Here is a 12,018-nt window from a genome sequence, read left to right on the forward strand (position 1 = left end):
GAAGCATGGATTACAATTCGTTTAAAGAAATTATTCACGGAAGAAGAAGTATTCGAAAATTTACTGATCAAGCAGTATCAAATGAAATAATTGAAGAAATTATTGACTGCGCACGTTATGCTCCAAGTGATACAAACTCACAAACTTGGGAGTTTATTATTATTAAAAACACTGACAAAATTAAAAAAATTGAAGAGATGACATGGGATTCTCTACATGAAGTTGCTGAAAAAGCAAAAGAAAAAGGATTAGAAAAAGAAGGTAAACTATTAGTTCGTTCTTTTGGTCCTTATGCAACAGCATTTAGAGAAGCACCAGTTTTAATAATTTGTTTAGCAACACCTTATGAATCAAAATTCAGAACAAAAATATTTGATCCAATCGGCTTTGTTGAAAATGAAGTTTGGAAAGAAGAAGGAATTAAAAGTAGCTGCTTAGCATCACAAAACTTAATGTTAGCAGCACATGCCTTAGGCTTAGGAACATGTCCAATGACAGGTCCTGTCCTTTTAGCTCAAGATAAACTTAGAACGTATTTAGAGATTGAGGAAAACCGCGAAATTAACATGGTCATTTCACTTGGATATCCATCAGAACCTGCAAAAAAACTTGCACGTAAAGAAGTTGCAGAAATTATTCGTTACGTTGATTAATAAATTAAGTAGCCCACGAGGAAATTACTCGTGGGTTTTTTGTGTTTTTATAGAAGAATAAATTAGATATTGACTTTATTAACGAAGTTCAAAACTTTATCAATAACCCATCATTTAAAAATGAAATTTTACATCAATTCAAAATACTATACTAATATAAGATAACGTTTGAATTTATATTAATATATCTGTATAATTACTCAAGTGATTAATAAGTAGAAGATTTTTTTATATTGAAAGGTGCAGTATCATCATGGATTCGACTAAAAAATTAGGTGTAATGGGTTTATCATTTTTAAGTATAAATGCAATATTAGGATTACGTAATATTGCTTTTGCTTCAACAATTGGTCCTTCAGCTTTATTTTATTGGATTGTTGCAGCATTAATCTATTTTATTCCAATTGGATTAATTGTAGCTGAGTTATCTACAACCTATCCAAATCAAGGCGGTATGGGTGTTTGGGTTCGAAAAGCTTTTGGAGAAAAAGCTTCATTTTTATGTTCATGGTTTTTTTGGATTGCTAATTTTACGTATTATCCGTCACTTTTATTAACAACTACAATTGCGATTGTATATGGAATTAACCAGCCACAAATGGCAAGCCATCCTATGAAAACAGCTATTATATCTAGTGTTATATTTTGGATTGTTACATTACTGACATTAAAAGGAACTAAAATGAGCGGAAGACTTGCGTCAATCGGCGCACCGCTTGGCGTATTAGTTCCAGCAATATTAATATTTGGTTTCGGATTTTATAGTATGTTTAGCGGTGAACCAAGCGCTACTCACTTTACACAAAGTACAATCATGCCAAATAATTTATCTTTTGGAACGATAATGTTTTTATCAACATTAATGTTTGGTTTTTCAGGGGCAGAAATGCTAGGAACGATTGCGGGGAATGTAAGAAATCCACAAAAAACATTTCCGAGAGCGATTTTTATTACATCAATTATTATTGCATTAGTCTATATACTTGCAACAGTTGCTTTCCAGTTTGTCATTACAATTTCATCTGACCAAACTGCGACTGCACTATATTTATTTGCGGATAAAATAACTTCACAATTTGGACTGAATTTTTCACTTTCTCAAATTTTAGGAATCTGCTTTGTATTAGCATTTGTAGGTTCTCTTTCATTTTTAATCTTAAATCCTAGTGTGATGATTGCTGAGAGTGCAAAGGATGTTCTTCCTAGAAACTTATTAAAAGAAAATAAAGATGGTATGCCATCAATTTTAATATTAGGTCAAGCAGTTGCAGTTACATTCATTTTAATTCTTTCTGCTTTTGTACCAAGTGTTTCAAAGGCATTAAATATGCTAGTTTTAATGTCGACATTGGCATTTTTTATTCCTTATGTATTTTTAATTAGTGCATATCTTAAACTTCGTATGACTGATAAAAAAATAAACAGACCCTTTAAAATTAAAAGTAATTCACTAGCTATTTTCGTTGCACTTATTGGAATGATATCAGTAGTTGGAACAATCGGTTTAACACTTATTCCAGCTCCAGATACTACACTGTTAGAATATTTACCAATTGTACTTGGACCGATTTTATTCGGATGTATTGGATTTATTCTTTATAGTAATGGAACAAAAGGGAAGAAGAAACAAATGAAAAACTAATAAAAACACCTAAATTATTCATATTAAAATAATTTAGGTGTTTTTTGATATACTTAGAAAAGAGACTCTAATTCCGTCACTAATGATCCAACATATTCAACAGCTTCTTTGATTGGTGCACTTGTTGTTAGATCAACACCAGCCATTTTTAAAAGTTCAACAGGTTTTTTCGATCCACCTGTTTTTAATACTTCTATCCATGCATCAATAACAGGTTGGCCCTCTGAGGCAATTCTACGAGAAATAGCAGTAGATGCAGTCAATCCAGCAGAATAAGTATATGGATAAAGTCCCATATAATAATGAGGCTGGCGCATCCAAGTTAAACTTGCACCTTCATCAATTTCAACTGAATCTCCCCAAAATTCTTTCAGGACATTCCCTTTAACTTCACAGAAAGTTGTCGCTGTAAGAGGCGTACCTTTTTCAGCAAGTTCATAAACTCTTCTTTGGAACTCACCTTCAAGTAAATGAGTTACAAAATTATGATAATAAGTACCTAGTAATTGAAGGATGACCCAACGCTTCATTTTTGGATCATTTGTTTGTTTTAATAAATATTGGCCTAATAACATCTCGTTAAATGTCGAAGGTGCTTCAACGAAATACATAGAAGGACGAGTATTTACAACACGTTGATATTTGTTTGCATAATAGAAATGACCAGCATGTCCAAGCTCATGAGTAAGTACAAATGCATTTCTCATCGTATCCTGCCAGCTAATTAAAATATATGGATGCACACCATACGGACTAGAGCAAAATGCACCTGTTGATTTACCAACATTATCGGAATAATCGATCCAGCGCTCATCAAATGCTTTTTCCATAATTGAAACATAGTCAGGTCCCATAATTTCAAGTGATTTTAAAATCGTTTCTTTTGCTTCTTCATAAGTAGTACTTGGGTTGAAATCTGGATCTAGTGGTGCTTTTAAGTCATAGAAATGAATCGTCTCAAGTCCAAGTTGTTTTTTCTTTAAGTTAGCTAGTCTACGCATATGTGGAGCTAGTTCTTTAAAGATGATATTTAATTGATTATGATACATTTCTAAAGTTACTTTATGATCTTCAAGGAGCATTTGCGTAACTGAATCATAATGACGTAATTTACTTAAAGCAACTTCCTTTTTTACTTGAGTAGCATAGATCGAAGCATATGTATTTTTGTATTGGGTAAGAGTTTTAGTAAAAGATTCATACGCCTGTTTACGCACTGTATGATTCGGAGAGAATTCATATAAGTTTTCAAACATAGCAAACGAATTTTCTAATTCTTTTCCATTTTCATCTTCAAAGGAATCGAATTTTAAATCAGCGGCCTTACTAGTTTGGTAAATTCGATATGGGGCAGAAGTAACTTCACCAAGTGCAGCTAAAGCCTCTTCAGTTTCAGGGAGTAATCTATGTCTTTTAGATGCAATAATTTCTTCTAATAATAATTTAAATACCTCTATTTCATTTTCTTCCTTAATAAATGCCTCTAACATGTCATTATTCAAATGTAAAAGCTCTGACTGAATAAACGTTAAAGTTGTATTTGCTTTTGTACTTAAGCTTGAAAATTGTAAACTATCAGATTGATTTTGAGAATCTGAACCATCTCCAGACTGACGTAAGCTTACATATGTACCACAACGAATTAATTGAAGCATAATAGATTCATAAGTTAATAATGCTTTTTTTAAAGATTCAGCAGACTTAAGGACAGAACCTTTCAACGACTTCGCCTCTACTAAATCATTTTCAATTAGTTCTAAAGCAACTAGCCACTCTGCACGAGTCGGATATAAATCCTCTAATTTCCAAGTCATTTCTGTTGGAACCTCAGCACGTGTTAAACGTTTTACTAACATTTTTTCCATCAAATTGCCTCCTTTAGTAGTAGTTGGTACGAGTCTATTATACTGTATAAAAACATTTAAATGGTGAAATTATTCGATAAAATAGAAAATTATAACAATTATACTGCGCAATCCGTCATTATTTTGATAAAATTAATTTGAATTTGGTTAAAAATTTCAACATTTATAAGAAAAAATGGAAATAAATTTTATTCCTTAGAAAGGAGTTTTTTAAATCGAATGAAAAAATTAAAAATGTTCTGTTTATTAACTTTTGCAACTGTTGCACTTTCAGCATGTACTATTAAAAAACCTCCTCAAAATTTAGCTATTAAAGCACAAGGGACTTATGATTTAAAAAGTGTTGGGATTAAAGTGGAATCATCACTTCCTAATAATGCTAAATTTAATATTTTATTTAAGGATGATGATACAAAGAATGTAATCTACGAAACTACTATAAAAACGGATGAACAAGGCACGGCAAATAAGAAAATTTTATTAGAATCAAAAAATAAAAACATTACTGGCATTTTATTTTTTAAACCTGACGAGCAACCAAAAAACATCCAAGACAAATTCGGCAATAATGGTGAAAACATTCGATCTACTACAGAAGGTTATAGAGTTGGGAAAAAGCAAAACCAAAAATATATGTATATTAAACAGTACGGGACATTTTGGAAATTCGGTAAATTAAGTGATGGAGGTTTTCTAGTATTTAGTAAAGATAAGATAAAGCAAGAAAAGGAGGGGAAATAATACACAATTAGACGAAGCAGATTGTGTATAAAACATGATACAAACAAGTAGAACTATATCTAAATATCATCTTCAGTTTTGTTTAACAATCTTCGGAATTGGTTTAATTACGGCTACTTCTTTTACTCTATTTTTACCAAAAGGAGAGCGACTGGTTGAGTTTTGGAATCAACTACAAATCTTTTTTTGGAGTTTTTTTTACTTCGATAATTTAGAAGTTTACTTAAAAGAATTTCAATATGTTCCTTTTTCTTCTGTATTTTTAGAGCCATACGTATATTCTTTTACGATTCTTTTTTCAGCGTTTTTACTTTCAATTTTCGTCGCATTATTTATTGCTTATCTAGTAAATATAGGTCCAAAATCATTTAGAAAAATAATAAATAGTTTTCTATTTTTCTTACAATCTATACCAGACGTAGTAATGATTTGCGCATTTCAAATTTTCTTTTTATGGATATTTAATAAAACCGGCGTAAAAATTGTCGATCCAATAAGTGGCTTTGAATCTAAAGCTTACGCATTACCGATCATCCTTGTATCGATCATTCCTACGATCCAACTTTTCCAGATGTTATTTCTGGCAATACAGGAAGAAAAAATTAGAGACTATGTTGAGTATGCAAAAGCAAAGGGACTTTCTAATTCCTGGATTATTATCCGTCATATATTCAGTAATGTTGCGATTACTTTATTAAGTAATAGTAAGTTAATATTTTGGATGATGATTTCGAATCTATTAATAGTAGAAAAATTCTTTAATATGAAGGGCTATTTTTCATTTTTATTTAATAATAGTAGTTCGCCTGAAATCTTTTTTATGGCGTTAGTATTACTATTTATCCCGTTCTTTTTGCTAGAGATTCTATTTAAACAAATTGTAAATAAAATGAAAGGGGGACAAGCTATATGATAAAAATTAAAAAGTATTTACCAATTATAATAGGAAGCTTCATCATACTTGGCTTAATCACCTTTAGTTTTATTTATACTTACTTTATTAAGGATACGATTAAACCAGCCCCAGCTTTGTTATATAATGCAGAAGGTAAATTAGTCGATACATATGGTTATCCTCCAAGTTGGAAATATCTTTTAGGTGTCGACCGTTTTGGTAGAGATGTATTCTGGATGATAATTGATGGTGCTAAATACACTTTATCCATTGCCATAGTTGTAGGACTTATGAGAGTCATATTTGGCGGTTTATTAGGTACATTTTTCGGATTTATGAATCAAAGATTATTAAAAATTATTGAACCAATTTTGAATGCATTTCGTTTTGTGCCAGCTGTAATTATTATATTTCCATTTTTTGAGAAGTTAAATGACGTTTCAGAAGCAGTAAAAGAAAAAACAATCGCAATTCAAATATCATTACTAATCATTATTTCGATTCCAGTATTGATGAATTCAATCGGTGAAGAAGTAAGAGATTTTTTAAAAAATGATTTCATTACTAGCTCTAAAGTCATAGGTGCACGAAATGGCTGGATCCGCCGTAAGCATGTAATACCTTATTTACGAAGCCGTATTCTTTTATTATTTGTACAACAAACTATACAAACTTTATTTTTACTAACCCAATTAGGTGTTTTTAAACTATTTATTGGTGGTGTTAAAGTCCTTTACTTAGATCTTGGAGTAGACCGACCGATGTCACAAGCTAATGAATGGTCTGCAATGATTGGTGCAAATTACATCGAGTTATCGATTGATTCATGGGTAATCATTGCACCAAGTATAGCTTTTATTGTTTCGATTTTTGCTTTTAATCTTATTAAATTGGGGATTGAGCGTTTAATAGAAAACCAAACAGTGCAAAAAAAGAAGCAACCTATTAATAATGAAGGTTTATATAATGGATTAAATGATTTTGATTTTGTGAATAAGGAAAAATTAAATGAAGTTAGTAGGATCGTAGATAACGAACCTAAATCGAGTAGACAGCTTGTAACAAGATAATAAAGTAATTGAAAACCTTTGTTCTAAATTGAGAAGAGAGGTTTTTATTTTTGTATATAGAGGAAAACTCAAAAATCGTATAGAGGTTTAATTTTATTTATTTCATTGGGGTTCGAGCATTGCAAAATGTTATCTTAAGCATAGAAAATAAAAATGTGAGTTAGTACGAATATGGTAATAAAGAAAATCCAACTATCGTTTGTTTTCACGGTCTTGCTGGAAATGCAATTTATAGTTTTGAAGAATTAGCAATAATTCTAGTAAATAAATTTCATTTGATTGTTTTCGATCATCCTGGACATGGCAAAACGACAGCCTTTGATAATGAGGAGGATTATTTATTTTCTAATTTGTCAAATTGGTATAACAAAGTGTTTGAGCAAGAAATCACTAAACCATTTTTTCTAATGGGCCACTCTTGGGGGGCAGAACCCGTCACTTCAAAATTTACGGTTTTATCAATTATAAAAGCATTTTTTAAAACCCTTTTCAAAAACATATCCATTTATAAAGGTACCAGTAATATTAATTCGTGCAACATTACTGACTAATCTTGATCTTGCGAGAGAGGTTGGAATTTCACAGTTAAATCGTAATATAAAAGATCTAAATGTTATTGGAATTGATGATGCTAACCATATGATTCAATGGGATGAACCCGATAAAGTATCTAATATAATAATTAATTGGTTAGAAAAAAAAATGAATCTATAAAATGCTTTGTTTTAACAAGGTATTATGGACTATACAATGACAAAGTAAACGATCTTAACATTAAGGATGTATATACACGAATTTTTAACACAATTGAATCTGATAAATGCTTCATTGAATAAGAAATATAATTTGTGAGTTTGTAGGTGTTGTGTGAAATAGCTGCAATGAAAGTGAATGTAAAGTGAAATATGCATTTAGCATTATACTAAAAAAGTGAAAGAACCAGATCCTAATTCTTGGTTCTTTCACTCTTTATGAATTTCTTATTCCAAAAAGCCTCTGTTAAGTTTTGAAATTATTTAATAATGGGATGTCTTTTATCTTCTGCCCAATCCATTATAAATGGTTTTTGGCGTGGATTTAAGTTAGCAGGAAGGTCTGTCTTACTGAAAAATAGATGTTCTCTGCTTTCAATATCCTTTTGTTTTAATTCTCCGGTAAATTGTTTAGATAGAAAAATGATTTAAACACTGAATGCCTTATCTCCATTAGGGTACTGGACAAAGCATTTTTCACCTGAATAAATACCAAACAACTCTAAGTCCGTTACAGAAAGTCCCGTTTCTTCAAGAGATTCCCTTTTTGCTGCCTCCTCAAAAGTTTCTCCAATTTCCATCATTCCACCTGGTATGCACCAATTGTCTTCGTCTGTTCGGTGTTGCAACAATATATGTTCATGATCCTCTATAATGATCCCACAACCTACAGTGAATAGGGTTTCGTTACCAATATATTTCCTCATATTTTTAATATAATCCATGTAAGAATCTCCTTCATCGTACTAATCCTTCAAAATTCGACAAAAGGAATAAATTATCCTTCTTTTTAGCTAACTTCACTTTGAACGGAATAATTGATCATTTCATCCATAGATAGATAGTTACTATTAAAAGATGCGTTTAGTTCAATTAGAGAGGTCTCTTTAAGTTTTAATAGAATATATAAAAAGAATTATTTATGAGTTAGAAGTAGAAAGGGGGATTCTTTTAATGGATAAAAAGTCAGAAAATAATTATTCGCCACCCAAACATATTATTTCAGCCGCGACAATTGTCATTAATGAACATAATGAAATTTTATTAATTAAGGGTCCGCAAAGAGGGTGGGAAATGCCAGGTGGACAAGTTGAAGAAGGAGAATCATTGAAAGAAGCTGCAATTAGGGAAACAAAAGAGGAGAGTGGAATTGATGTTGAAGTTTTGAAATTTTGTGGAGTATTTCAAAATGTTAGAAGTTCTATTTGTAACACTTTGTTTTTAGCTAAACCAATCGGCGGAACGTTGACAACTTCTTCAGAAAGTTTAGAAGTGGGATATTTTTCTATTGAAGAAGCCTTAGCAATGGTAACCTGGAAAAATTTCAAACAAAGAATTGAATATTGTTTGAATGAAAACAGCCATCCCTTTTATATAGAGTTTTAGTTTACTTGTTAAACTAACGCAAATATAAAATATGGCTTTTTCATTTTCGAAAATCTATCTTTCTCTTTAATTTTTGAATTCCTAAAAGTATTTTTTCAATTTCTTATTCACTTCTTAACACTTTAAATAAGGAATATAATAAAAAAGTTTAATCTTTTTCAAACTCAATAGTTAAAATTGATCCTTATGGGGGAATTTATGAACGTTTCTTCTTTTTACATGATTGTTATTGTGATTGCTGCATTGGTATTATGGAGAAGAACGAGAGCTATGTATCGCCCAATTAAAGGAAGCGGGGTTCGTCTTCTCCTCCCAATACTATTTTTGATATTACCTAGCATTCCCATTATTTTGAATCCGAAGGCTCATGCTGCTAGTTGGGAATGGATTTGCGCACTTTTCTTTGGATTTATTTTATCTATCCCACTTATTTGGACGACTAACTATGAGCTCCGATCCGACCAACATATCTATGCTACAAAGAATATAAGTTTCATCGTCGTCTTTGTTATTGCCTTTATTATCCGATTTGTACTTCGCGATTATTTAAAGTGGCTCGGTTATGAGACCGAGGCAGCACTGTTTATGACCGTTGCATTCGGATATATTTGCCCTTGGAGAATTGTTTCATTTCTCAAGTTTCGTAGAGTCTATAAGAAGAAAAATTATAAAAATAAAGAATCCCTTCAGAATAATATCTGAAGGGTATTTTATAGTTAAATGGATAAAGCCAAGTAAAATTAATAATGATAATTTAATTTTAATGATTCAAATATCTTTTTACAAATGTATAAACTGAATCAGCAAGTGTTTTTTTGCGTTCTTTCAGATAGATAAAAAGTGCTTCTTTGTCTTCGTTTGAAACATTCCAGTCTACAGGGATCTCCTGAAGCACTTCATGGATTGATGCTTCTGATAATTCCAGGATTTTTTCAATATAAGACGTCATAATGTTTAAGTCATTTAATATGTTTACCGTCCAAATATGAACGACTGAATCCTTTTTAAACTTTTTAGATTTTTGAAGCGTTTCTGCATTCCATTTATATCCTCCGGGAAAACATTTTCCATGATCAATCATAAAAATATCATTCTGTCCATCTGGGAGTTGTTTCAAAAGAATATTGCTTTTAGTACGGTCTGCATCGTGCACCCAAAAATCGAAAACAAGAATTCCAGCCAAAACATTGGGATTATTTATATCATTTAAAGTCGGGCGAGGAGGTTTTTTCGCAAGACCAGTACAGTTATCTATAAAAAGGCTAGCAAACTGGTTGCCTGCTTGGTAATTAGTTGAAAATTTTTTTGGTATTTGCTTTTCGGACATATTTACAATTTCAAATGGGACAACAGGCAAATTCAACAACTGACCTAATTTAGCGACTAGGTATTCGTTTACGAGCTCCCGTGTTCCATGGAAATTATTTTTACATTTAACTGCATAACGATTACCATCACTAAATAAAAATAAATGTGCAGCCTTACCTGGTAATGTTTCTAAATATTTTATTGGTTCAATCAATGTTTTAACTCATCCTCCTTATTAAGTAGAACATATTAATATATTCTATATAAGGAGAAGGGTATTGGACATAAGAATTAATGAATAGAGAATAAAGGACTTTATTACTAATTAGGAGTTGTGAAAATGAATATTTTAGTTAAAGAACTACCTGAATATGAAGTTGCGTATTTCATGCGCTATTGATCATATTTTGAACTAAATGGAGAACATTGGGCTAAGCTAGACCCAGATGGAAAAGCTAAAGTTCATTTATTTGTGCCAGTTAAAAAGCGAATATCTTACTAACTTTGTTTTTATAGTATATTATTAGACAAAATTAGTATTAAATTAAAATGATTTTCTACTAACCTAAACATCTTCTTTCATATATGATGTAAGTATTGTTATTTCTTGGAAATAATAATATAATTAAATAGAATTTAAATTAAAATTATATCCTTTGTGAAAGGGTGTTAGACAATGAATTTCACTATTTACTTTGGAAATCATGAAGACAAAGAAGTACATACAATGGATTGCTATGTAGACATAGAGGAAGAAACTGTTTCTTAAGCGATCAATCTTAATAAGAGTTATTTCAAGGATGCGAAAAATTTTCGTATCCTTTTTTCATTTTAAGATTTACATTTAAAAATTTATTGTGTATGATTAAAATATAAAAAGCGAACTAATGTTCTGTATATAGATATTAGAAGGAAAGGAACTTGCATGATGAAAAGAAATGGAGCAACTAAAAGGAATTCAAAAACACCTATTATATCCAATACAGGTTTTATCGGAGCAAGTTTCATTGATATGGAAGAATTGCAAGAAAATCAATATTATTTCACAAGGAAGCATCCTTTAATTATACAAGAAGTATTAAATGGTCTATTACAAGCTGCATGTGCATTATTTCAGAAACAAAATATTCCAGCATATATTGCATGTGAATATTTACGTGATGAAAAGAAAATTGGCCTAATTTTATCAAAAAAGCCATTCGAAAAAGAAGAAGGGATTCGTTATTTTATTGAATATCTTCGTGAGATTGGTCACTTAAATAATGATAAAACAATAAGGGCTGAAATTTCAAATACCGGATTTATAGGTGTAATTTTTGTGGATTTATCCTATATTACAAGGTTTACATTCGATACAGAAATTAAGTTACTTTCTGCTTTTTCTATTAATTTTATGGAACCGTTAAAAGAAATTTATCATCAAAATAAAATTCATTTATATATGTCAGCTGTTGAACTTCAAAAGGAAGATAAGTTAGGGTTTGTACTTTCCAAGAATCCTTATGATGAGCGAAAAGAAGCGAACTTGTATTTTAAGGAATATTTGAGAGAAAGAGGCTTGTTAAAAAGTTATAAAGAGAATGTGTTTATTCAAAGACATCGGGCATAACCTTTGTATTAAACATAGTTTAACGATGAATTTCGGTTTTAAAAATACATATTAAATCTAAGAGGAACTGGAATGATGAGTTTCTCTTTTTGTTTAT

General features: G+C 30.7%; 12 protein-coding genes. 9 read left to right on the plus strand and 3 right to left on the minus strand.

The features are described 5' to 3' along the window. Nucleotides 1-5 precede the first annotated feature (5 nt). Nucleotides 6-653, plus strand: coding sequence for a nitroreductase family protein (locus tag ACFVRR_RS15645; RefSeq protein ID WP_069032559.1), 648 nt, complete (start codon nt 6-8; stop codon nt 651-653). Between the two features lie 253 nt (nt 654-906). Next, nucleotides 907-2,295 (plus strand): APC family permease, encoded by a 1,389-nt coding sequence (locus tag ACFVRR_RS15650; protein ID WP_387330285.1) that lies wholly within the window; start codon nt 907-909, stop codon nt 2,293-2,295. Between the two features lie 53 nt (nt 2,296-2,348). Here ACFVRR_RS15650 and pepF read toward each other — a convergent pair whose 3' ends face one another. Continuing rightward, complete coding sequence (pepF, locus tag ACFVRR_RS15655) at nt 2,349-4,160, minus strand: oligoendopeptidase F (RefSeq protein WP_387330288.1); 1,812 nt, start codon at nt 4,158-4,160, stop codon at nt 2,349-2,351. A gap of 219 nt (nt 4,161-4,379) precedes the next feature. Between pepF and ACFVRR_RS15660 the strand changes: the two genes are divergently transcribed. The 4 genes from ACFVRR_RS15660 to ACFVRR_RS15675 all read left to right on the plus strand — a co-directional run bounded on the left by ACFVRR_RS15660 (nt 4,380) and on the right by ACFVRR_RS15675 (nt 7,417). Further along, nucleotides 4,380-4,901, plus strand: a complete 522-nt coding sequence (locus tag ACFVRR_RS15660; RefSeq protein ID WP_387330291.1) for a hypothetical protein — start codon at nt 4,380-4,382, stop codon at nt 4,899-4,901. 34 nt (nt 4,902-4,935) lie between these two features. Continuing rightward, the gene (locus tag ACFVRR_RS15665; RefSeq protein ID WP_387330294.1) at nt 4,936-5,814 is read left to right on the plus strand and encodes an ABC transporter permease subunit; all 879 of its coding nucleotides are present in this window, start codon (nt 4,936-4,938) and stop codon (nt 5,812-5,814) included. Next, on the plus strand, nt 5,811-6,866 hold the full coding sequence (locus tag ACFVRR_RS15670; protein WP_387330296.1) for a peptide ABC transporter permease: 1,056 nt from the start codon (nt 5,811-5,813) through the stop codon (nt 6,864-6,866). The genes ACFVRR_RS15665 and ACFVRR_RS15670 overlap by 4 nt, the downstream gene beginning before the upstream one ends. Before the next feature lie 227 nt (nt 6,867-7,093). Beyond that, nucleotides 7,094-7,417, plus strand: a complete 324-nt coding sequence (locus ACFVRR_RS15675) for an alpha/beta fold hydrolase (RefSeq protein ID WP_387330419.1) — start codon at nt 7,094-7,096, stop codon at nt 7,415-7,417. A 629-nt stretch (nt 7,418-8,046) separates the two neighbouring features. Here ACFVRR_RS15675 and ACFVRR_RS15680 read toward each other — a convergent pair. After that, a complete protein-coding gene (locus tag ACFVRR_RS15680; protein WP_387330299.1) occupies nt 8,047-8,343 on the minus strand; it encodes an NUDIX domain-containing protein in 297 nt (98 codons plus the stop codon). 229 nt (nt 8,344-8,572) lie between these two features. On the opposite strand from ACFVRR_RS15680, the gene ACFVRR_RS15685 reads away from it, so the two are divergent. Both ACFVRR_RS15685 and ACFVRR_RS15690 read left to right on the plus strand, forming a co-directional pair. After that, a complete protein-coding gene (locus tag ACFVRR_RS15685) occupies nt 8,573-9,004 on the plus strand; it encodes an NUDIX hydrolase (protein WP_387330301.1) in 432 nt (143 codons plus the stop codon). Between the two features lie 198 nt (nt 9,005-9,202). Further along, the gene (locus ACFVRR_RS15690; RefSeq protein ID WP_387330304.1) at nt 9,203-9,706 is read left to right on the plus strand and encodes a CcdC protein domain-containing protein; all 504 of its coding nucleotides are present in this window, start codon (nt 9,203-9,205) and stop codon (nt 9,704-9,706) included. Between the two features lie 58 nt (nt 9,707-9,764). On the opposite strand, the gene ACFVRR_RS15695 is transcribed toward ACFVRR_RS15690, so the two are convergent. Continuing rightward, nucleotides 9,765-10,526 carry a HipA family kinase gene (locus ACFVRR_RS15695; protein ID WP_387330306.1) on the minus strand — a complete coding sequence of 254 codons (762 nt, stop codon included), beginning with the start codon at nt 10,524-10,526 and terminating at the stop codon, nt 9,765-9,767. 711 nt (nt 10,527-11,237) lie between these two features. Here ACFVRR_RS15695 and ACFVRR_RS15700 point away from each other — a divergent pair. Next, nucleotides 11,238-11,921, plus strand: coding sequence for a hypothetical protein (locus tag ACFVRR_RS15700; protein ID WP_387330309.1), 684 nt, complete (start codon nt 11,238-11,240; stop codon nt 11,919-11,921). Nucleotides 11,922-12,018 lie beyond the last annotated feature (97 nt).

The sequence above is a fragment of the Gottfriedia sp. NPDC057948 genome, from assembly GCF_042887255.1.
In the GTDB taxonomy this organism is placed as follows: Bacteria; Bacillota; Bacilli; order Bacillales; family Bacillaceae_G; genus Gottfriedia.

Excerpts from the sequence above, each read along its gene's own strand:
- ACFVRR_RS15645 (WP_069032559.1), top strand. The coding sequence starts at position 6 with ATGGATTACAATTCGTTTAAAGAAATTATTCACGGAAGAAGAAGTATT.
- ACFVRR_RS15650 (WP_387330285.1), top strand. The coding sequence starts at position 907 with ATGGATTCGACTAAAAAATTAGGTGTAATGGGTTTATCATTTTTAAGT.
- pepF (WP_387330288.1), bottom strand. The coding sequence starts at position 4,160 with ATGGAAAAAATGTTAGTAAAACGTTTAACACGTGCTGAGGTTCCAACA.
- ACFVRR_RS15660 (WP_387330291.1), top strand. The coding sequence starts at position 4,380 with ATGAAAAAATTAAAAATGTTCTGTTTATTAACTTTTGCAACTGTTGCA.
- ACFVRR_RS15665 (WP_387330294.1), top strand. The coding sequence starts at position 4,936 with ATGATACAAACAAGTAGAACTATATCTAAATATCATCTTCAGTTTTGT.
- ACFVRR_RS15670 (WP_387330296.1), top strand. The coding sequence starts at position 5,811 with ATGATAAAAATTAAAAAGTATTTACCAATTATAATAGGAAGCTTCATC.
- ACFVRR_RS15680 (WP_387330299.1), bottom strand. The coding sequence starts at position 8,343 with ATGGATTATATTAAAAATATGAGGAAATATATTGGTAACGAAACCCTA.
- ACFVRR_RS15685 (WP_387330301.1), top strand. The coding sequence starts at position 8,573 with ATGGATAAAAAGTCAGAAAATAATTATTCGCCACCCAAACATATTATT.
- ACFVRR_RS15690 (WP_387330304.1), top strand. The coding sequence starts at position 9,203 with ATGAACGTTTCTTCTTTTTACATGATTGTTATTGTGATTGCTGCATTG.
- ACFVRR_RS15700 (WP_387330309.1), top strand. The coding sequence starts at position 11,238 with ATGATGAAAAGAAATGGAGCAACTAAAAGGAATTCAAAAACACCTATT.